This is a genomic window from Bradyrhizobium sp. SZCCHNRI1029, from assembly GCF_032487555.1.
Classification (GTDB): domain Bacteria; phylum Pseudomonadota; class Alphaproteobacteria; order Rhizobiales; family Xanthobacteraceae; genus Bradyrhizobium.
On record NZ_JAUEUK010000007.1, the window covers coordinates 70,259 to 91,562 of the forward strand.

Genomic DNA, 21,304 nt, shown 5'->3' on the forward strand with positions numbered 1-21,304 from the left:
TAATTCGAAATGCCACGAATAGTAGAACGAAGAGGGTTTGAAACAAGCTGAGCAGGTGGAAGGTTCGATGGCCGTGCGTTGGTCCGCGTTGATCATCGGGAGTGTTTTCGTAGCTCCCTTCAGCCCCGCTTTGGCGGCGGCTCCCGACGTCGTCAGGGAGCTTGGCGGCCGGGTTGGACCGATCGTGGGACAGGCCTCCGCGTGCCCCGACATCGCGCAGGGCCGCGTCCAGAGCATGGTCGACAAATTCCGCGAAGCCATCCGCCAGGCGACGAGGAATGACGGCGAGCGCGATCAGCTGACCCGCAGCTTCAATGGCTACATCGCCGAGGGCCGTAGTCGTACGGGCGCCTCGCAGGCGACCTGCGCCGCCGCGGAGCGGCAACTGACGGAGCTCGAACGCTCGCTCGACCAGCCGGCTGCGGCGACGGCCCCGATCACACCGGTCAAGGCCGAAACGACGACTGGCGCCGTCACCGCGAGCCCCGTGCGCGGCATCACCGACCGCGAGATCCGCTTCGGCATGGTCCTGCCGTTCTCCGGCATCCGCAAGGAGACCGGGCGTCAGATGCGCCAGGGCATCGAGGCCGCGTTCGCACGCACCAACGACGCCGGCGGCGTCAACGGGCGCATGCTCCGTCTCGTGGCGGCGGACGACGGCTACGACCCGGGCCGCACGCTGGCGGCGATGACGCAGCTCTACGACAAGGAGCAGGTGTTCGGCTTCATCGGCAACGTCGGCACCGCCAACTCGCAGGTGGCGATCCCCTATGCGCTGGAGCGGCGCACGCTGTTCTTTGCACCGAACACCGGCGCAGCAGTGGTGCGACGCGATCCGCCGGATCGCTACGTCTTCAACTACCGGGCGAGTTACGCCGAGGAGACGGCCGCGCTGGTGCGCTACCTGATCAACATGAAGCGCGTCTCGCCCAGGCAGATCGCCGTGTTCACCCAGCAGGACCCATTCGGCGACGACGGTTTCGCCGGTGTCGCGAAGGCCTACCGGCAGTTGAAAATCGGCGATGCCGTAACGCGCATCAACTATCCGCGCGCGACGATGGACGTGGAAGAGGCGGTCAATCAGGTCAAGGCGCACAAGCCGGGACTCAAGGCGGTCATCATGGTAGCGACCGATCGCGCCGCCGCGAAGTTCATCGAGAAGACGCGCGACGCGGTACCGGGCCTGATCTACGCCAACGTGTCCGCCGTCGGCTCGACCTCGCTCGCGACCGAGCTCAAGCTGCTCGGCCCGCGCTTCACCAACGGCGTCATCGTGACGCAGGGCGTGCCGGCGGTTTCGGGCTATTCGAGCCTCGTGCTCGACTACAAGAACGCCCTGGCCAAATACGCGCCCGGCGAGGCGCCGGACTATACGTCTCTCGAAGGCTATATCGCGGCGACGATTTTGATCCAGGCGCTGAAGCAGACCAATCCGCTCGACACCGAGCGGCTGGTCGACACGCTCGAATCGATGCGCAGCCTCGATCTCGGCCTCGGCACGACGCTCGCATTTGGACGCGCGGAGCACCAGGCCTCACACAAGATCTGGGGCACCGCACTCGACGAAACCGGCACGTATCAGGCAATCGAACTTGAGTAGAATTAGCTTCTAAGGGGAAGAACTGGTGAAGACGTTTCGTTAGCAGGTCCTAAAGTATGATCGGAAAAAGGCGTGTCGGGTTACCGAAATGGTCATGCTCTTAGGAAAGGCTGGTCTGTGCATGGTGACGGTCTTATGTCTTCTCCGTCGCAGACACGGCGTCAATTCACCAGGCGGAAGACCTGGATGGGGTCCAAAGTGGGATAGTGGCAATGAACTTTCGTTGTAGCGTGTTCTTGGTTGCGGCATTGCTCGCAACGCCCGCCAGCGCGGCGGGCACCAATGCGGATGTGGTGCGTAATCTTGCGAGCCGGGTCGGGCCGATCGTGGGAGCAGCATCCGCCTGTCAGGCGATCGACCAGGGCCGCGTTCAGGCCATTGTCGACAAGTTTCGCGAGGTGATCCGGGAGGCCTCCACCGGCGGCTCGGATCGTGACGAGCTCACCCGCGTCTTCAACGGCTACGTCGCCGATGGACGCAACCGTGTCGGGGCGGCTCAGACCGACTGCAACTCCGCGGGCCGCCAGCTCGCCGAGCTCGAGCGCTCGCTCGGGCAAAGCGCGCCGAGCCAGACCGCCACCAGCCTCGCCGGGGTGATCGCCCCGTCCGCGGCCGTGGCTGCGACGGCACCAACCGCGACGCTGCCGCCGGCGTCCACCTCCAACGTCCAGGGCGTCACCGCCAACGAGATCCGCTTCGGCATCGCCGCTCCGTTCTCGGGCGCTGCCAAGGAGCTCGGCCGGCAGATGAAGATGGGCATCGAGGCCGCCTTCAACCGCGCCAACGACGCCGGCGGCATCGCCGGGCGCTCGCTGCGGCTCTATTCGGCCGACGACGGCTACGAGCCGTCGCGGACGCTGGACGCGATGAAGCAGCTCTACGAGAAGGACAAGGTGTTCGGCTTCGTCGGCAATGTCGGTACCCCGACGTCTGCCGTGGCGATGCCCTACGCCCTGCAGCGCCGCGTGCTGTTCTACGGCGCGTTCACCGGCGCCAACCTCCTGCGCAACGATCCGCCGGATCGCTACGTGTTCAACTATCGCGCCAGCTACGCCGAAGAGACCGACACCGTCGTTCGCTATCTGGTCAAGCTGCGCCGCCTGCCGGCCAAGGACATCGCCGTGTTCGCGCAGCAGGACGCCTATGGTGATGCCGGCTTCTCCGGTGTGGCCAAGGCCTTCCGCTCGCTCGGCCTTGCCGACACGTCCATCTTGCGCCTCAACTACAAGCGCAACACGGTCGACGTGGACGACGCGGTCAACCAGCTGCGGGCGTTGAAGAACCCGCCCAAGGCGATCGTCATGGTCGCAACCTATCGCGCCGCCGCGAAGTTCATCGAGAAGACGCGCGATCTGTTCCCGCACATGATCTACACCAACGTCTCCTTCGTGGGCTCGACCGAGCTCTCGGACGAGCTGATGCTGCTCGGCCCGCGCTATGCCAGCGGCGTCATCGTCACCCAGGTGGTGCCGGCCGTCGGCGGCTATTCGAGCGCCGTGCTCGAATACAAGAGCGCGCTCGAGAAGTACTTCCCGGGCGAGGCACCGTCCTACGTGTCGTTCGAAGGCTACGTCTCGGCCAACGTGCTGGTCCAGGCGCTGCGCCGGGTCGGCCCGCAGCTCGACACCGAGGCGCTGATCGACACGCTGGAGAACATGCGTGACATCGATCTCGGTCTCGGTGCCAAGCTCGGCTTCGGCCGCGCCGAACACCAGGCCTCGCATAAGATCTGGGGCACGGCGCTCGACGAGCGCGGCAAGTTCCAGGCGATCGAGCTGGAATAGCCCGCCCGCTTGTTGCGACCTCAACAAAAAAGCGCGACAGCCCTGGCTGCCGCGCTTTTCTTTTGTCCGTCGCGGAGCCGCTTAGAGCGGCGGATCGATTGCTTCGTCATATTCCTTCTTGAAGCGCGCGATCAGCTCGGCGGCGGGCAGCACGTCCTTGATGGCGCCGATGCCCTGCCCCGAGCCCCAGATCTCCTTCCATGCCTTCGGCTTGGCGCGCTCGCCCGAGGCGTCGGTGCCGAAGCTCATCTTCGACGGATCGGAGGTCGGGAGATTGTCCGGATCGAGGCCGGCTGCGACGATCGACGGCTTCAAATAGTTGCCGTGCACGCCGGTGAACAGGTTCGAATAGACGATGTCGTCGGCGCCCGAGCTGGTGATCATCTGCTTGTAGCCTTCGACCGCATTCGCCTCCTTGGTGGCGATGAAGGCCGAGCCGATATAGGCGAAGTCGGCGCCGAGCACGCGCGCGGCACGGATGGCGCGGCCGTTCCCGATCGCGCCCGACAGCGCGATCGGGCCATCGAACCAGCTCCGCGTCTCCGCCACGAAGGCAAACGGCGAGATCGTGCCGGCATGTCCACCGGCGCCCGCCGCGACCAAGATCAAGCCGTCGGCGCCCTTCTCGATCGCCTTGTGCGCGAAGGTCTGGTTGATGACGTCGTGGAAGACGATGCCGCCCCAGCCATGCGCCGCCCGGTTCAGCTCCTCGCGCGCGCCGAGCGAGGTGATCATCATCGGCACCTTGTACTTCTCGCACAGCGCGAGATCCTGCTCGAGCCGGTTGTTGGAACGGTGCACGATCTGGTTGACGGCGAACGGCGCCGACGGGCGTTCCGGATGCGCCCGGTCATAGGCGGCGAGCTCCTCCGTGATGCGCGCCAGCCATTCGTCGAGCAGCGCGGCCGGCCGCGCGTTGAGCGCCGGAAACGAACCGACCACGCCGGCCTTGCACTGCGCGATCACCAGGTCGGGCACGGAGATGATGAACAGCGGCGAGCCGATCACCGGGATCGTCAGGCGGCCCTTGAACAAGGCGGGCATGGACATGGATGGGAATTCCTCTTGCGTTGAAATGCGGAAACACTCGTGATCGCGAGCATGCCCGACATCATGCCGTGATGGCAATTCGCTCGCAGAGGGACCGGAAAAGCCGGACCAGGGTCTTGCGTTGAGACGCTGGCGTGCCGGCGTCATTGGCAGAGCGCCGAGGTCACGTAGGTGTCCGTCCGGCAATCGCCCGGCTTGCGCTCGCGACCGGGGATCAGCACCCGCGCCGAGCAGGTCTCCGCAGAATCGGTGTTGAGGCTCTTGCCTTCCTTGTAACCCTTGCCCTGGCACAACCGGTCGGCGCCGAGCTTGCAATCCGGCGTGCCGTTGGCGGCGATCGGGCAGACCGAGCGGCCGGAGATCATGCTCGAGGGCTGGGCGAGGCGCGACAAGGTCTCGCCGGTCTCCTTCAGCACGTCGGCGCCGCCCTTCGGCGCGACCGGGCCACCGGGCTGCACCGGTGTCGCAGCGGGCTGATCCGCGGCAGCGCCGGTGGGATCGCTGCCGGCCGCCGGCGGCTCGGCGCGGGCATCGCCCGAAGGCTTCAGCGGAATGATCGACATCTTCTCGAACAGCTTGCCGAGCTCCTCCACCAGACCCGGACTGGAAGGCGGCGCAGGCTGGACGGCAGGCGCCTGCTGCGGTGGCTGTTGCGGCGCTTCTCGCAGCCCCAAGGAAGGCGTCGTTTGCGCCCATGCCGCGGCGGCGGAGAGAACCGAGACGACGGCGAGCAGCGCCGCGCCTGCCCCCAGCCCCGGGCGCAGCGGCCGCATCAGATCAGCTTCACGGCGATGACGAATCCGGCCACCAGCACGGCCGCGCCGATCGCCACCCACAGGCCGAGATGCTTCTCGATGCGCACCCTGATCCATTCGCCATAGCGGTTGAGCAATATCGCGGCGATGAAAAAGCGGCCGCCGCGCGCGATGATCGAGCAGACGACGAACAGAAAGAGATTGTAGCCGGCGAAGCCCGACGTGATCGTGACCAGCTTGTAGGGGATCGGCGTCAATCCCTTCACCAGGATGATGACGGCGCCCCACTCGGCGTAGGAGGCACGGAACGCCTCGACCTTGTCGCCGAGGCCGTAGAGCTGGATCAGCCAATGGCCGAGGGAGTCGTAGAGCAGCGCGCCGATGGCATAACCGACCAGGCCGCCCGCCACCGAGGCCGCGGTGCAGACGCCGGCGAACAGCCACGCCCGCTGCGGCTTCGCCAGCGACATCGGGATCAGCATCACATCCGGTGGCACCGGAAAGAACGAGCTTTCGGCGAAGGCAACCGCGGCCATGATCCACATGGCATGCGGCTTGTGGGCGGCGTCGATACACCAGTCGTAGATCCGTCTGAGCATGCTGGCGATGAAGCAAACCGGGCAGGATTTGTCCATGGCCCATATGTCGACCCGAATCGGACCGCCACACTAGTGCCGCTTGCGGATGGTCCGGCTTTCGGCCGCGACGATCGGTCGCCCCGCCACCCGTCCGGGCGCGGCCTTGGCGACCTTCACCGGCGATTTCGGCAGCTTCTCGGCGATGCCGAGCATCAGCTCGCGCCGTTCCATCTCGCGCCAGACGTCCTCGGGCTGGACATCGAGCTCGGCCCACAGCACGGCCAGATTGTAGATCAGGTCGGCGCTTTCGCGCACCACGGCCTGGGCGTCGCCGCCGACGGCATCGATCGCAACCTCGATCGCCTCCTCGGCGAGCTTCTTGGCCATCTTGGCCGTGCCCTGCTGCATCAGCTTGGCCGTGCGCGATCGCGCGGGGTCGAGATCCCTGGCAGCCAGGACAGCGCGATAGAGCCGATCGATCGAATCAGTCATCTGGCCACAATAGTTAAATTCGATGGTCCGCATATTAACGTTCGCGGCAGGCAAGAAAAAATCCGCCGGCACGGCGGCCGGCGGATCGTTTCGTCCGATCTCACATCACCAATGCGGGTGATGGTAATAGCCGCCACCGTAATAGGGGCCGCCGCCGTAATACTGATAGCGCGGTCCGTAGCCATAATAGGCCGGCCGGCCATAGTAATAGTTGTCCTCGTAGTAGGAGCGGCGGTTCTGCGTCGCCGCGATGGCAAGTCCGGTGCCGACGATCCCGGCGAACGCCGCCGCAGCCGCCGCGCCACCATTGCCGCGATAGTGGCGCCGGCGCGCGCTGACATCGGTCAGGCCGCCATCATTGGCCGTCTTGGCGACGACGCCCTTCTCGGCCGGCGCGGAGCCGGCAAAGGCGAGTGTCGGCTGCACGGCCGTCAAAGTCACCGCGGCCACCGTCGCCAGGACGGTAGCACGGCCAAAGCGTGAAAAACTTCCGCGCTGTGCGATCATGTGGATCCTCCGTACGATCTAATCTCGGGTACCAACTCGCGAACTGCGCCCACAGTTCCCCTCGCGAAACCCGGAGTCGAAGCCGCAAATCGCCGCAGGCCTTGCTCATGGACCGTTCACATTCGATCCGACATGATCAGGCACCGCCGGCCCCGAGCGGCAGCGACACCGCGACGCTGTCACGAAATTGACATCTCGATCCCGCGATGGCCGGCGAACTGATTAGAATACCGGCGTGACAAGACCGGTACGGCCTGCGAATACCGGCGTGACATGATGCGCATGCGACGACCCGTCACCCTGCTTGCCTTGGCGCTCCTCGCCGCCTTCGTCGTGCCCTCATGCCTGTCGAGAGAGGAAGCCGCAGCGGAGGAGCCGAAACGTCCGGTCGCCGTCATGTTCGCGCTGGATCGGCCGCTCGATGGCAGCATGGCGCCACTGGTCCTCGCCGCCAGCCGCGGGCTGTTCGCCACCGAGGGCGTGACCGTCACCATCACCACGGCCAAGGGCTCTCCCGATGCGATCGCGCGGGTGGCCTCCGGCGAGACCGACATGGCGCTCGCCGACATCAACGAGCTGATCCGCTATCGCGACGCGTCGAACAGCCAGCCGGTCAAGGCCGTGTTCGTGCTGTTCAACAGGGCGCCTTATGCGATCATCGCGCGCAGGAGTCGCGGCATCAACGGGCTCGGCGACATCGAAGGCAAGACGCTCGGCGTCGCCGAGGGCGATCTCTCGATCCGGCTGTGGCCGGCGGTCGTGAGGCACAACCATCTCAGGCCCGAGACCATCAAGCTGTCGCGCGTTGGCGCGGCCGTGCGCGAGCCGATCCTGTCCGCCGGCCAGGTCGATGCCGTCAGCGGCTTCTCGTATCTCTCGGCGATCAATCTGCGCGACCGCGGCGTGCCCGCCGCCGATCTCGCGGTGCTGCGCTTCGCTGATTATGGCTGCGAGGCCTATGGCCATGCGGTGATCGTCAATCCCGGCTTTGCGGCCAAGCAGCCGGCGGCGGTGAAGGGCTTCCTGCGCGCGCTGACATCGGGGCTCCAGCTTGCCATCAAGGACCCTGCCGGCGCGATCGCCGACGTGGTGAGCCGGATGGATGACGGCTCCCGCGAGCTCGAGCTGCAGCGACTGCAGAGCGTGCTCGTCGACAACGTGCTGACGCCGGACGTCCGCCGCGATGGCATCGGCAGCATCGAGCCCGCCCGGTTCGAGCGGGCCCTCGACCAGCTCGCGGAGGACGGCAAATTCCACCACAAGCGTCCGCAACCCGCCGACATCTTCGACGACAGCTTCCTGCCGCCCGCCGACAGCCGGCTCGTCAACTGAGCGCTCGCCGCGGCGGCCGTTCCCTTGCTAACATGGTGCCGCGCGCCCAGCGCTGATTCCAACTGCCGACACGAAGCGCCCCGCCATGTCCCTGCTCCGCATCTATGCCCGCGTGCTCCATCTGCTCGGAAAGGAGGCGCGGCTCGGCTGGTTTCTCGCGATCGCCAACCTGGCGCTGGCGGTGGCGCAGTTCGCCGACCCGGTGCTGTTCGGACGCATTGTCGACTCGCTCTCCGGCAAGGCCTCGGCCAGCACCGCCTGGCCGCTGCTCGCGGCCTGGGCCGGATTCGGCCTGTTCACGATTCTGGCCAGCGCCTGGGTCGCGCTGCAGGCCGACCGGCTGGCGCACCGGCAGCGCCATGCGGTGCTGACGAGCTATTTCGAGCACATTTTGCAGCTGCCGCTGACGTTCCATTCCGGCACCCATTCCGGCCGGCTGATGAAGGTGATGATCAACGGCACCGACGCGCTGTGGAAGCTGTGGCTGTCGTTCTTCCGCGAGCACTTCGCCGCGATCATGTCGGTGCTGGTGCTGCTGCCGCTGTCGCTCTATCTGAACTGGCGGCTCGCGATCCTCTTGTTCGTGCTGTGCGTCGTGTTCACCGTGTTGACGACCCTGGTCGTGCGCAAGACCTACGGCATGCAGAGCGAGGTCGAGGAGCATTACAGCGACCTGTCGGCGCGTGCCTCCGACGCGCTCGGCAACGTCGCGCTGGTGCAGAGCTTCGTGCGCATCGATGCCGAGGTGCAGGGCCTGCGCACCGTCGCCGGACAATTGCTGTCGGTGCAGATGCCGGTGCTCGGCTGGTGGGCGCTGGTGACGGTCATCACGCGTGCCTCGACCACCATCACCGTGCTCGCGATCTTCACACTCGGCATCGCCCTGCATCAGGCCGGGCTGACGTCGGTGGGCGAGATCGTGATGTTCGTGTCGTTCGCGACCATGCTGATCCAGAAGCTGGAGCAGGTCGTGTCCTTCATCAACAACGTGTTCATGGAGGCGCCCCGGCTGGCCGAGTTCTTCACCGTGCTCGATGCCGTGCCGGCCGTGCGCGACCGCCCCGACGCGATCGAGGTCGGCCGACTCTCGGGCCTGGTCGAATTCAACGATGTGTCGTTCTCCTACGACGGCAAGCGGCCAGCGGTGGAGGACCTCACTTTCACCGCGCTGCCCGGCCAAACCATCGCGCTGGTCGGCCCGACCGGCGCCGGCAAGTCGACGGCGATCGCGCTCCTGCATCGCGCCTTCGACCCGCAGTCGGGCTTCATCAAGATCGACGGCATGGATGTGCGCGGATTGAAGCTCGCGGCGCTGCGCCGGAACATCGGCGTTGTGTTCCAAGAGGCGCTCCTGTTCAACCGCTCGATCCGCGAGAACCTTTTGGTCGGCAAGCCCGACGCGACCGACGAGGAGCTGCGCACCGCCGCCGCGCGCGCCCAGGCGCTCGACTTCATCGATCGTGCCGACCAGGGTTTCGATACCAACGCGGGCGAGCGCGGCCGCATGCTGTCCGGTGGCGAGCGCCAGCGGCTCTCGATCGCGCGTGCCCTCTTGAAGGATCCACCGATCCTGATTCTCGACGAGGCGACCTCCGCGCTCGATGCCGTCACCGAGGCCAAGCTCAACGCGGCGCTCGACGAGGTGATGAGGGGACGCACGACCTTCGTGATCGCACACCGGCTCTCGACCATCCGCAACGCGACGCGAATCCTGGTGTTCGAGAACGGACGCGTGATCGAAAGCGGAACGTTCGATGAACTCGTCGCCAAGGGCGGCCACTTCGCGGAACTCGCGAAGGCCCAGTTCATGGTGCAGGAGAGCGCGCGCGCGACTCTCGCAGCGCCCGAGAGCGACGGCACCATCGTCAAGACCTGATCGCGGGACGCTTTCATCGTGGAATTGAATGGCTGGCCTCTGTTCGCCAGCGTCGAGCCGGTATAGGTTCGCGGCCTGCCGCAACCAAAGCGGCGCCGGACACGCTTGAAACCCGAAAGCCCGCTTGCCCACCTCGCCGCGCGAGGCGGGTCTCAAAGGACCGGACCAGACCAGTGCAGACGCTTCGCCTGTTGTTCCGCTACGCCCCGATCAAGATCATCGCTCTCGCTGCCGCTCTCGTGCTCGCGCCGCGCGGGGCCCATGCCGAGGCGCTGCTGCTCGTCGAAGCCGACACCGGCAAGGTGCTGGAGGCGCAGAACGCGACCTATCCGTGGTACCCTGCATCGGTCACCAAGCTGATGACGGCCTATGTCACCTTGAAGGCGGTCAAGGACGGCAGGATCACGCTCGACACGCTGTTCACGGTCTCACCGACCGCGGCATCACAGTCGCCGTCGAAGATGGGCTATCGGCCCGGCACGCAGGTCACCGTCGACAATGCACTGAAGATGATGCTGGTGAAGTCCGCCAATGACATGGCAGTGGTCTTGGCCGAGGGCGTCGGCGGCTCCATCGACGGCTTCTCGGCGATGATGAACGACACCGCCCGCAAGCTCGGCATGACGCAGACCAGCTACGTGAATCCGAACGGGCTGCCTGCCGACGGCCAGATCACCTCGGCGCGTGATCTCGCGATCCTGGCGCGCGCCATCATCCGCGATCTTCCCGAGTACGAATATTTCGTCCACATCCCGTCGATCCGCTACGGCCGCCGCGTCGTGCAGAACTTCAACAAGCTGATCGGGCGCTATCCCGGCGCCGACGGTTTCAAGACCGGCTTCATCTGCGCCTCCGGCTACAATCTCGTGGCGTCGGCGACCCGCAACGGCAAGCGCCTGATCGCGGTGGTGCTCGGCGCCTCCTCGGGGCAGATGCGCGCCGTGCGCGCGATCCAGATGCTGGACCGTGGCTTCAACGGCAACCAGCTGAGCTGGCTGAAGTCGCCGCTGGGCACGGTCGATCAGTTGCCCCCCGTCGACGCGACGCCGCCCAACCTGCGCGACGACATGTGCAACGGCCGCCGCCACCGACCAGCCAGCGACGACGACGAGGACACCGTTGCCGGTGCGGACGGCGAAGCGACCGGCGGCACCCTGCTCGCCGGCCTGCAGACGCCGACCATGAAGCCGTCCGAGCTGCTGGCGGCGGCGCCCGCCCCGTCCGAGCCGGTGCTGGTCTACACCGGCCCGACGCGCACCGGCGCGGCGCTGATCGCCGCCGTCGCCGCCGATGCCGACGCACAGACGCCGGCCAGGCACCGCGGCAAGAAGGCGCATGCCGCCGCCCGCAAGGATGCCAACAAGGATGCCAAGCCCGCGACCCGGACCGCCGCCAAGACCGATGCGGATGCGAAGGCCGCTGCGAAGCCGCAGGCCAAGCCGGCTGAGGCCAAGCCGGGCGCGGCCCGCCACGTCGCCGCCAAGCACGAAGCCGGCGGAAAAACGGCGGAAAAAGCCGGCTCCGACGCGCCCAAGCCCACCAAACCCAAGGCTGCCGCAAAGCCGAAGACGGACGGCAAGCCCGCGCCGAAGGACGGCTGATCCCGCGCGGCGCATACCGCCGCAGCCAGCAATTGGCACGGGCCCTCGGCCCGGATCGCCCGTCCCTCCCCTTTCGTCGCCGCGCCGGCCGCTTGCCTTGAACCGCCGGAAATTCGATATTGGCGCCGCCGGCCCGAGCGAGGCCGGCGGCTGCCGATAGACGAACAAGAGACGATCAGAGAGGAAGGGTCATGGAGCGCATCTGGCTCAAGCACTATCCGGCCGGCGTTCCCGCCGATATCGATCCGGGCAAATACCCGTCGCTCGTCGACCTGCTGGAAGAGAGCTTCAGGAAATTCGCCGATCGCCGCGCCTTCATCTGCATGGACAAGGCGATCAGCTATCGCGAGCTCGACGATATGTCGGTCGCGATGGGCGCCTATCTGCAGGGCCTGGGGCTGGCAAAGGGCGCGCGCGTCGCGCTGATGATGCCGAACGTGCTGCAATATCCGATCGCGATCTCCGCGGTGCTGCGCGCGGGCTACGCGGTCGTCAACGTCAACCCGCTCTACACGCCGCGCGAGCTCGAGCACCAGCTCAAGGATTCCGGCGCCGAGGCGATCATCGTGCTGGAGAACTTTGCCCACACGGTGCAGCAGGTGGTCAGCCACACCCAGGTCAAGCACATCGTCGTCGCCAGCATGGGCGACCTGCTCGGCTTCAAGGGCGTGATCGTCAACCTCGTCGTCCGCCGCCTGAAGAAGATGGTGCCGGCGTTCTCGCTGCCGGGCGCGGTCCCCTTCAACGATGCGCTCGCCGCCGGCCGCGGCAAGCGCTTCCAGAAGCCCACCATCGGTCCAGACGACGTCGCCTTCCTGCAATATACCGGCGGCACCACCGGCGTCTCCAAGGGCGCCACGCTGCTCCACCGCAACGTCGTCGCCAACGTGCTGCAGAACGATGCGTGGCTGCAGCCGGTGATGGACAAGCCGCCGCATGTCGATCAGCTGCTGATCGTCTGTGCGCTGCCGCTCTACCACATCTTCGCGCTGACCTGCTGCTTCCTGCTCGCGGTGCGCGCGGGCGGCGCCAATCTCTTGATCCCCAATCCGCGCGACATCCCCGGCTTCATCAAGGAGCTCATGAAGTATCAGGTCACCACCTTCCCGGCCGTCAACACGCTCTACAACGGCCTGCTGCATCATCCTGACTTCCGCAAGATCGATTTCTCCAAGCTGAAGGTCTCCAACGGCGGCGGCATGGCCGTGCAGCGCCCGGTGGCCGAGCAGTGGAAGCAGGTGACGGGCTGCAGCATCGCCGAAGGCTACGGCCTGTCGGAGACCGCACCGGTGCTGACCTGCAACGTACCGACCTCGACGGAATTCACCGGCACCATCGGCCTGCCGCTGCCGTCGACCTGGCTCTCGATCCGCGACGACGACGGCAACGAAGTGCCGCTGGGACAACCCGGCGAGATCTGCGCCAAGGGCCCGCAGGTGATGGCAGGCTACTGGAATCGTCCCGACGAGACCGCCAAGGTGATGACGGCGGACGGCTTCTTCCGCACCGGAGACGTCGGCGTCATGGCCGCGGACGGCTCGGTCAAGATCGTGGACCGCAAGAAGGACATGATCCTGGTCTCCGGCTTCAACGTCTATCCGAACGAGGTCGAAGAGGTCATCGCGACCCATCCGGGCGTGCTGGAGACCGCCGTGATCGGGCTGCCGGACGAGAAGACCGGCGAGGTCGTCAAGGCGTTCGTGGTGAAGAAGGACCCCAACCTCACGTCCGAGGACATCATCAAGCACTGCCACGAGCAGCTCACGAACTACAAGGTGCCGAAGCAGATCGAGTTCAGGACCGAGCTGCCGAAGACCAATGTCGGCAAGATCCTGCGCCGGGAGCTGCGCGACGAGAAGAAGAAGCCGGCAGCAGCGGCCTGAGTCCATTGGCGCCGCAAGCCCCGGCGCGCGATGAGGGACGTGCGATGACGGATACGTGATCACGGCGGGCCGTTGCCGTTTCCGGCCCGCCGAATAGTGTAGCGCGCACCGCGCAAGACACATCCAGGGGAAGGAGTAACTCGAATGACCATCCAGGTTGGCGATAAGCTGCCGCAGGCCCAATTCCGCGTCATGACCGGCGAAGGCCCGCAGGTCAAAACCACCGACGACATCTTCAAGGGCAAGAAGGTCGCGCTGTTCGCGGTGCCCGGCGCCTACACCGGCACCTGCCACAAGATGCATCTGCCCAGCATCTTCCTCAATGCCTATGCGTTGAAGGACAAGGGCGTCGACACCATCGCGATCGTCTCGGTCAACGACGCCTTCGTCATGAACGCCTGGAAGCGCGACACCGACCAGCGCGACGAGGCCGTGTTCCTGGCCGACGGCAATGCCGAGTTCACCAAGGCGATCGGCATGGAGCTCGACGCCTCCGGCGCCGGCCTCGGCATCCGCTCCAAGCGCTATTCGATGCTGGTCGAGGACGGCGTGGTCAAGAAGCTGAACCTCGAAGCCGCGCCGGGCAAGGTCGAGGTCTCCGGCGGCGACACGCTGCTCGGGCAGCTGTAGATAAACAACGCACTGCTGCAGATGGTCAGTCGTTCCGGGGCGCGAAGCGAACCCGGAACCTCGAGATTCCGGGTTCGACGCTCTCGCGTCGCCCCGGAATGACGATCAAACTCACAAGCGTAGAAGACATCAGGCCCGCACGTTCTTCTGCATCCTGGCCATCGCCACGCCGTCGCGAGCGAGCTGATCGGCGCGCTCGTTTTCGGCGTGCCCGGCATGGCCCTTGACCCAGTGCCAGTTGACCTTGTGCGGCTTCAGCGCCGCGTCGAGCCGCTGCCACAGCTCGGCGTTCTTGACCGGCTTCTTGTCGGCGGTCTTCCAGCCATTGCGCTTCCAGCCGTGGATCCATCCGGTGATGCCCTGCCGGACATATTGGCTGTCGGTGTAGAGCTCGACCTGACACGACTTCTTCAGCGCCTCCAGCGCCGAGATCGCGGCCATCAGCTCCATGCGGTTGTTGGTCGTGTGTGGCTCGCCGCCCTTGAGCTCTTTTTCCTTGTCGCCGAAGCGCAGGATCGCGCCCCAGCCGCCCGGCCCCGGATTCCCCGAGCAGGCGCCGTCGGTGTAGATGCTGACGACCGGATGCTCGCTCACGCCAATGCTCCGCCGATGCCGTAGTCGCGCACGCTGGTCACCGCCTGGTGGAAGCGCAGCTTGCGGACATATTCGAGCGGATCCTTGGGCTTCACCAGCGCGCCGGGAGGCACGTTGAGCCAGTCCACCAGCCGCGTCAGCAGGAAGCGGATCGCGGCGCCGCGCGCCAGCAGCGGCAGCGCCTCCAGCTCGGCGTCCGACAGCGGCCGGACGCGGCCATAGGCGTTGAAGAAGGCGCGCGCCTTGGTGACGTTCAGCGAATGATCGGCCTCGAAGCACCAGGCGTTGAGGCAGATCGCGACGTCATACGCCAGAATGTCGTTGCAGGAGAACGGGAAGTCGATCAGCCCCGAGAGCTTGTCGCCGAGGAAGAACACATTGTCCGGAAACAGGTCGGCATGGATGACGCCTTCCGGCAGATGCGTCGGCCAGGAGCGCCCGAGATGATCGAGCTCGGCGGAGAGCAGCGCGGAGAGGCCGGCCTGCACCGTGTCGGCGCGGTCGGCGGCCTGCGCGAACAACGACCGCCAGCCGGCGACCGAGAGCGGATTCTTGCGCACCAGCGGGAAGTCGCGTCCGGCCAGATGCATCTGCGCCAGCGCCGCGCCGACGCCGGCGCAGTGGGTGACGTTCGGCTTGCGCGGCCACATGCCTTCCAGGAAGTTGATGATCGCCGCGGGCCGGCCGGACAGGCTCGAATACACCGCCCCGTCGCGGTTGCGGGCGGGCTGCGGACAGCTCACGCCGCGCTCGGCGAGGTGGGCCATCAGGCCCAGAAAATACGGCAGGTCATCCACCGCCACGCGCTTCTCGTACAGCGTGAGGATGAAGGAGCCCTTGGTGGTGTGGAGCAGGAAGTTGGAGTTTTCGACCCCTTCGGCGATGCCCTTGTAAGAGAGCAGCTCGCCGATGTCGTAGGTCTTGATGAAATCCGCAAGCTCGTCGGCGGCGACGTCGGTATAGACCGCCATGCGCTATCCCAGTTATCGAAGTTCGCCTGCCCCCGCCTCTCCGATGCGAACTTCGTCACCGAACAGGCCCGTAGCGCCCTTCATCGCGCATGCGGGCGCCGCGTTCAAGGCCGAGAGGCCGCCGAGGGCGGAAAAGAACCGGCCGACTTACTCGGCTGCCGCTTCCGGCCGGAGCGAGCGCGGCAGCGGGAAGAATTCGTTCTCTTCCGCCGCAGAGACCGTCTCGACATGGAGCACGTAGCGCTCGGCAAAGGCGCCCATGATCTCCTCGACGATCACCTCCGGCGCCGAGGCGCCGGCTGTGATGCCGAGGCTCTTGATGCCCTCGAAGCGCGCCCAGTCGATGTCCGAGGCGCGCTGCGCCAGCACGGCAATCGGGCAGCCCTCGCGCTCGGCGACCTCGCGCAGGCGCTGCGAGTTCGACGAGTTCGGCGCACCGACCACGATCAGCGCATCGACCACCGGGGCCACCTTCTTGACCGCCAGCTGGCGGTTGGTGGTGGCGTAGCAGATGTCTTCCTTGTGCGGGCCCGAGATGTTCGGGAAACGGCCCTTGAGGATCGCGACGATATCCTTGGTGTCGTCGATCGACAGCGTGGTCTGGGTGACGAAAGCGAGGTTGTTGGGGTCTTTCGGGGTGAAGGTCGCCGCGTCCTCGGCGGTCTCGATCAGCGTGACGGCGCCGGCCGGAAGCTGGCCGACGGTGCCGACCACCTCCGGATGGTGCGAATGGCCGATCAGCAGGATCTCGCGGCCGCGCTTGAAGTGGATCGCCGCCTCGCGGTGGACTTTGGTCACCAGCGGGCAGGTCGCGTCCAGGGAGAAGAAGTTGCGCGCCTGGGCCTCGGCCGGAACCGATTTCGGCACGCCATGGGCCGAGAACACCACCGGTGCGTTGGTACTGTCGGGAATCTCCGCCAGTTCCTCGACGAAGATGGCGCCCTTGGTCTTCAGGCTGTCGACGACGTATTTGTTGTGCACGATCTCGTGTCGGACATAGACCGGGGCGCCATAGATGGCGAGCGCCCGTTCCACGGTGTCGATGGCGCGCACCACGCCGGCGCAGAAGCCGCGCGGCGAGCAAAGCACGATTTTGAGGTCTGGTTTGGCTGCCATGGGGCTGGTCTGAGCTGATCTATGCGGGCTGGTTTCGGCGACCACGGACCCCCGGGCCGGCAAGCGGGGGCGGTCGATACGCGAAGAACTTGGGTCTGACACTCGTTTGGGTAGGACTTGGGACTGCTTTCGAGCGCTGTCAAGGCCGTTTTCTCCAGGCCATTGCGCCCTGCCCCCGGGACGGCTTATATAGGGCCAATTCCCGTCATCGCCGATGACCGCAGGTTTCGCCTCCAGGGCCGGGGCGGAGCACAAAGGAGATTTGCCATGAGCAACGCCCCGCTGATGCCGAAGGCAACTGCCGTGTGGCTGGTCGACAATACCGCCTTGACCTTCGACCAGGTCGCCGATTTCACCAAGATGCACCCGCTGGAGGTGCGCGCCATTGCCGACGGGGACGCCGCCCAGGGCATCAAGGGCATGGATCCGATCTCGACCGGGCAGCTCACCCGCGAGGAGATCGAGAAGGCCGAGCGCGACCCGAATTACCGGCTCCGGCTGCAGGAGAGCAAGGTGGTGCTGCCGCCGCAGCCCAAGCGCAAGGGCCCCCGCTACACCCCGGTCTCGCGCCGCCACGAGCGCCCGAGCGCCATTCTCTGGCTGGTGCGGAACCATCCCGAGCTCAAGGACGCCCAGATCATGCGCCTGGTCGGCACCACCAAGACCACGATCGCGAGCGTGCGCGACCGCACCCATTGGAACGCGCAGACACTGACGCCGATGGATCCGGTGACGCTCGGCCTGTGCTCGCAGATCGAGCTCGACTTCGAGGTCCAGCGTGCCGCCAAGGAAAAGCCGCTCGACGCCAATTACAGCGGCGCCACCCTGCTCCCGGCCTCCGAGACCACGCGCAAGGACGAGTACGAGCCGGCGGGCCGCGATGAGGACGATCTCAACGTCGACGCCGTGTTCGCCAAGCTCAAGACCATCGGCGGCAAGAAGCAGGACGACGAGGAGGAGTAGGACGGGCACCTCCTGTCCTCGGGTCAATTCACCCGCGACTGCCCCACCATCGGTGCCGTCCCTGCGAACGCAGGGACCCATAACCACAGGATTGCGTGACGGCTCAAGCTGGCTGTAACTCAGCGCGTCTTTCCTCACTCCCGCTGCGGCGTATGGGTCCCGGCTCAAGGCCGGGACGACGCCGGTTTTACAGGCCCGAGCCCGAGCTTCGCGACCCGCAAACAGTCCAAAAAAAATGGCGCCGGGAATGCCGGCGCCATGACAGTCTTGGGAGGAACTGAAAAAATCAGAACTTGTAGGTGACGCCGACGCCGACCAGCCACGGATCGATGTTGGCGCGGCCGGTGACCGGAATTGCGCCGTTGACGGTCGCCGAGTAGTTCGGCTGCAGCCACAGCTTCTTGACGTCGACGTTCAGGCCCCAGTGCCTGTCGAGCATGTAGTCGAAGCCGAACTGGACCGCGGCGCCCCACTGGTTGGAGATGTGCAGGTTGGTGACGGCAAGACCGTTCCACACCTGGTTCGCGGCGCTCTGGTTGAAGAAGACCGTGTAGTTCACACCCGCGCCGACATACGGCTTGAACGCGCCGAAATCGGTGAAGTGATATTGCAGGGTCAGCGTCGGCGGCAGCAGCCAGGCCTTGCCCATGTTGAGGCCGTCGAGCGAGCCGGTGCCGCCGATGGAATGCCGGGTGACGCCGAGGATCAGCTCGGCCGCGATGTTCTTGGTGAAGAAGTAGCTGATGTCGAGCTCGGGCACGACCGAGTTGGAGATCGACAGGCCGGAGTTCGGCGACGACAGCGCCGGCACGCCGGTCACGTTCACGGTGGAGCCGCCAGCATCCGGCAGCACGCCGAGCGCGCGCACACGAAGCATCCACGGATTCCACGCCTCGACCACCGGCGCCTTGGTGTAGACCGGCGCCGCCTGCAGGTCGGCCGCTTGCGCCGAGCCCATGGCTCCGCAGATCGCCGCCAGCACCAGCAGCGACGACGAGAGTTTCAACATCCTGTTCATCGAGATCCCCATAGCCACCCTTGAGCAACATCTGCGCGGGCACGGCCGCGCCTTGCGGTCACAGATGTGGCAGGGACGCCATGGAGTTGGATTTGATCTCAATCAATCGGCATTGTTGCAGCGCCGATGTCACGCAACTGTTGCATCGAAGTCACGCGCCATGAGAGGCGCTTGCAGTGGCGCTCAGGGCCGGTCGGGGTGGTTCATCATGTATTCGCCGAGATCGCGCTGCCGGCGGTCGGCACGTGCCTCGGCGCGCTGCCGCTGCACGTCGCGGTCCTTGCGGCAGGCGACATATTCGGCGGAGCCCGGCGCGACCTTGCCACCGGCCTGACAGACCGCATCATCGTCGTCATTGCCGAGCGCCACCGCCGGACCCTGGTTGCGGGAGGCGCAGGCCGAGAGCGAAAATACGGCCATCAGCACCAGGGCCAGGCAGGCGGAGGTCTGTCGCATCGAACGTTCCATTCTCGTCAATCGGGCTGGTCTGACGCCGTTGCTTGACGAGAATGGGCGCCCGGGTCAAGCCCGGGTCACCTTTCAGCGGCGGCGTGTCAGACGCGGCTCTTCAGCGCCTCGCCGATTTCTTCGAGCACCTTGGGATCCTCGATCGTGGCCGGCATGCTCCATTGCTCGCCGTCGGCGATCTTCTTGATCGTGCCGCGCAGGATCTTGCCGGAGCGCGTCTTCGGCAACCGGCCGACGGTGATGGCGAGCTTGAACGCAGCGACCGGTCCGAGCTTGTCGCGTACCAGCGCCACGATCTCCTTTTCGATCTGCGACGGGCTGCGCGAGACACCGGCCTTGAGCACGATGAAGCCGCACGGCACCTCGCCCTTGATCGCATCCTTGATGCCGAGCACGGCGCATTCCGCGACGTCGGGATGCGAGGCCAATATCTCTTCCATGCCGCCGGTCGACAGCCTGTGGCCGGCGACATTGATGATGTCGTCGGTGCGGCCCATCACGAAGACATAGCCGTCCTCATCCTTGTAGCCGGCGTCTGAGGTCTTGTAGTAGCCGGGGAATTCGCTGAGATAGGATTCCTTGAAGCGGTCCTCCTGCTGCCACAGGGTCGGCAGGCAGCCGGGCGGCATTGGCAGCTTGATCACGATCGAGCCCATGGTGTTGGCGGGCACCGGCTTGGCGGCCTCGTCGACGATGTCGACCTGGTAGCCCGGCATCGGCACCGTCGGCGAGCCGTGCTTCACGGGCAACAGGCCAAGGCCGACCGGATTGCCGGCGATGCACCAGCCGGTTTCGGTCTGCCACCAATGATCGATCACCGGCACCTTCAATTGCTGCTCGGCCCATTCCACCGTCGGCGGATCGGCGCGCTCGCCGGCCAGGAACAGGGTGCGGAAATGCGATAGATCGTATTTGCGCAAGAAAGTACCTTCCGGATCCTCCTTGCGGATGGCGCGGAATGCCGTGGGCGCGGTAAACAGAGCGACCGCCTTATGATCGCTGATGACGCGCCAGAACGCGCCGGCATCGGGCGTTCCGACCGGCTTGCCCTCGTACATCACCGAGGTCGCGCCATGGATCAGCGGGCCGTAGATGATGTAGCTGTGGCCAACCACCCAGCCGATGTCGGAGGCGCACCACCAGACCTCACCCGGCTTGATGCCGTAGAGATTCTCCATCGACCATTTCAGCGCGACGAGGTGCCCGCCATTGTCGCGCACCACGCCCTTCGGCTTGCCGGTCGTGCCGGAGGTATAGAGGATGTAGAGCGGATCGGTCGCCAGCACCGGCACGCACGGCGCCAGCTTGCCATTGGCGAGCGCAGACTTGCGCAGCGCCGCCCAGTCGTAATCGCGGCCGGGCTTCAGCTCGCAGACATGCTCGGGACGCTGCAGGACGATGCAGGCCTTGGGCCTGTTGTCGGCGAGCTCGATCGCCTGATCGAGCAGCGGCTTGTATTGCACGATGCGGCCGGGCTCGATGCCGCAGCTCGCCGACAGCACGAGCTTCGGCGTGGCGTCGTCGATGCGGGTCGCGAGCTCCTTGGCCGCGAAGCCGCCGAACACCACCGAATGCACCGCGCCGATGCGCGCGCAGGCCAGCATCGCGACCATCGCCTCGGGCACCATGGGCATATACAGGATGACGCGGTCGCCCTTGCCAACGCCGAAATCCTGCATGATCGCGGCGAGCGTCTGCACCTCCTTCAGCATCTCGGCATAGGTGAGCTTCGTGACCGAGCTGGTGAGCGGCGAATCGTGGATCAGCGCCAGTTGATCGCCGCGGCCGGCGGCGACGTGGCGGTCGAGCGCGTTGTAGCAGGTATTGACGACGGCCCCCGCAAACCAGCGGCCGTAGGCGCCCATCGCGGGATCGAAGATGGTCTTGGCCGGCTCGATCCAGTCGATCGCGCGGGCGGCCTCGGCCCAGAACCCTTCCGGGTCCTGCAGCGACCGTGCATGGACCTCGTGATAGCGGCTCGCAGCGCTCATGACGTTTCCCCAAGATCTGTGTTTATTCCCGAGTATTGTCACGGGACAAAGCGACAGTTCAAGCCGTCATGAATTGATCCAGATCAGGCAGGCCC

Annotated in this window: 19 protein-coding genes; 8 read left to right on the forward strand and 11 right to left on the reverse strand. The window is 66.0% G+C overall.

The features are described from left to right. Positions 1–67: 67 nt before the first annotated feature. Both QW861_RS20400 and QW861_RS20405 read left to right on the forward strand, forming a co-directional pair. Positions 68–1,600 carry an ABC transporter substrate-binding protein gene (locus QW861_RS20400; RefSeq protein ID WP_315751429.1) on the forward strand — a complete coding sequence of 511 codons (1,533 nt, stop codon included), beginning with the start codon at positions 68–70 and terminating at the stop codon, positions 1,598–1,600. A gap of 212 nt (positions 1,601–1,812) precedes the next feature. Further along, positions 1,813–3,384, forward strand: a complete 1,572-nt coding sequence (locus QW861_RS20405) for an ABC transporter substrate-binding protein (protein WP_315716288.1) — start codon at positions 1,813–1,815, stop codon at positions 3,382–3,384. Positions 3,385–3,465: 81 nt separating this feature from the next. Here the strand turns inward: QW861_RS20405 and QW861_RS20410 are convergent, their stop codons facing one another. The 5 genes from QW861_RS20410 to QW861_RS20430 all read right to left on the reverse strand — a co-directional run bounded on the left by QW861_RS20410 (position 3,466) and on the right by QW861_RS20430 (position 6,766). After that, on the reverse strand, positions 3,466–4,434 hold the full coding sequence (locus QW861_RS20410; RefSeq protein WP_315716289.1) for a nitronate monooxygenase family protein: 969 nt from the start codon (positions 4,432–4,434) through the stop codon (positions 3,466–3,468). Between the two features lie 143 nt (positions 4,435–4,577). After that, positions 4,578–5,207, reverse strand: coding sequence for a hypothetical protein (locus tag QW861_RS20415; protein WP_315716290.1), 630 nt, complete (start codon positions 5,205–5,207; stop codon positions 4,578–4,580). Further along, positions 5,207–5,788: a YqaA family protein gene (locus tag QW861_RS20420; RefSeq protein WP_315716459.1), complete on the reverse strand. Its 582-nt coding sequence runs from the start codon at positions 5,786–5,788 to the stop codon at positions 5,207–5,209. The genes QW861_RS20415 and QW861_RS20420 overlap by 1 nt, the downstream gene beginning before the upstream one ends. 69 nt (positions 5,789–5,857) lie before the next feature. Next, a complete protein-coding gene (gene hisE, locus QW861_RS20425; RefSeq protein WP_315716291.1) occupies positions 5,858–6,259 on the reverse strand; it encodes a phosphoribosyl-ATP diphosphatase in 402 nt (133 codons plus the stop codon). A 105-nt stretch (positions 6,260–6,364) separates the two neighbouring features. Next, a complete protein-coding gene (locus tag QW861_RS20430) occupies positions 6,365–6,766 on the reverse strand; it encodes a hypothetical protein (RefSeq protein WP_315716292.1) in 402 nt (133 codons plus the stop codon). Positions 6,767–7,042: 276 nt separating this feature from the next. On the opposite strand from QW861_RS20430, the gene QW861_RS20435 reads away from it, so the two are divergent. The 5 genes from QW861_RS20435 to QW861_RS20455 all read left to right on the forward strand — a co-directional run bounded on the left by QW861_RS20435 (position 7,043) and on the right by QW861_RS20455 (position 14,088). Next, positions 7,043–8,098, forward strand: coding sequence for an ABC transporter substrate-binding protein (locus QW861_RS20435; RefSeq protein ID WP_315751428.1), 1,056 nt, complete (start codon positions 7,043–7,045; stop codon positions 8,096–8,098). A gap of 85 nt (positions 8,099–8,183) precedes the next feature. After that, the gene (locus QW861_RS20440) at positions 8,184–9,974 is read left to right on the forward strand and encodes a glucan ABC transporter ATP-binding protein/ permease (RefSeq protein WP_315751427.1); all 1,791 of its coding nucleotides are present in this window, start codon (positions 8,184–8,186) and stop codon (positions 9,972–9,974) included. A gap of 173 nt (positions 9,975–10,147) precedes the next feature. Continuing rightward, positions 10,148–11,575 carry a D-alanyl-D-alanine carboxypeptidase family protein gene (locus tag QW861_RS20445; RefSeq protein ID WP_315751426.1) on the forward strand — a complete coding sequence of 476 codons (1,428 nt, stop codon included), beginning with the start codon at positions 10,148–10,150 and terminating at the stop codon, positions 11,573–11,575. A 191-nt stretch (positions 11,576–11,766) separates the two neighbouring features. After that, the gene (locus QW861_RS20450; protein ID WP_315751424.1) at positions 11,767–13,458 is read left to right on the forward strand and encodes a long-chain fatty acid--CoA ligase; all 1,692 of its coding nucleotides are present in this window, start codon (positions 11,767–11,769) and stop codon (positions 13,456–13,458) included. Positions 13,459–13,602: 144 nt separating this feature from the next. Beyond that, positions 13,603–14,088, forward strand: a complete 486-nt coding sequence (locus QW861_RS20455; protein WP_315716297.1) for a peroxiredoxin — start codon at positions 13,603–13,605, stop codon at positions 14,086–14,088. 129 nt (positions 14,089–14,217) lie between these two features. Here the strand turns inward: QW861_RS20455 and rnhA are convergent, their stop codons facing one another. The 3 genes from rnhA to ispH form a co-directional block, all read right to left on the reverse strand. Further along, complete coding sequence (gene rnhA / locus QW861_RS20460) at positions 14,218–14,682, reverse strand: ribonuclease HI (RefSeq protein WP_315751423.1); 465 nt, start codon at positions 14,680–14,682, stop codon at positions 14,218–14,220. Further along, complete coding sequence (locus tag QW861_RS20465; protein ID WP_315751421.1) at positions 14,679–15,653, reverse strand: homoserine kinase; 975 nt, start codon at positions 15,651–15,653, stop codon at positions 14,679–14,681. Before QW861_RS20465 ends, rnhA begins: the two co-directional genes overlap by 4 nt. Positions 15,654–15,800: 147 nt before the next feature. Beyond that, complete coding sequence (ispH, locus tag QW861_RS20470) at positions 15,801–16,769, reverse strand: 4-hydroxy-3-methylbut-2-enyl diphosphate reductase (RefSeq protein WP_315716301.1); 969 nt, start codon at positions 16,767–16,769, stop codon at positions 15,801–15,803. A 267-nt stretch (positions 16,770–17,036) separates the two neighbouring features. Between ispH and QW861_RS20475 the strand changes: the two genes are divergently transcribed. Next, positions 17,037–17,732, forward strand: coding sequence for a DUF1013 domain-containing protein (locus QW861_RS20475; RefSeq protein WP_315716303.1), 696 nt, complete (start codon positions 17,037–17,039; stop codon positions 17,730–17,732). Positions 17,733–18,018: 286 nt separating this feature from the next. On the opposite strand, the gene QW861_RS20480 is transcribed toward QW861_RS20475, so the two are convergent. The 3 genes from QW861_RS20480 to QW861_RS20490 form a co-directional block, all read right to left on the reverse strand. After that, complete coding sequence (locus QW861_RS20480; protein WP_315751420.1) at positions 18,019–18,750, reverse strand: OmpW family protein; 732 nt, start codon at positions 18,748–18,750, stop codon at positions 18,019–18,021. A 183-nt stretch (positions 18,751–18,933) separates the two neighbouring features. Beyond that, a complete protein-coding gene (locus QW861_RS20485; RefSeq protein ID WP_315751419.1) occupies positions 18,934–19,206 on the reverse strand; it encodes a hypothetical protein in 273 nt (90 codons plus the stop codon). A 98-nt stretch (positions 19,207–19,304) separates the two neighbouring features. Next, positions 19,305–21,209 (reverse strand): propionyl-CoA synthetase, encoded by a 1,905-nt coding sequence (locus QW861_RS20490; RefSeq protein WP_315751418.1) that lies wholly within the window; start codon positions 21,207–21,209, stop codon positions 19,305–19,307. Positions 21,210–21,304: the final 95 nt, after the last annotated feature.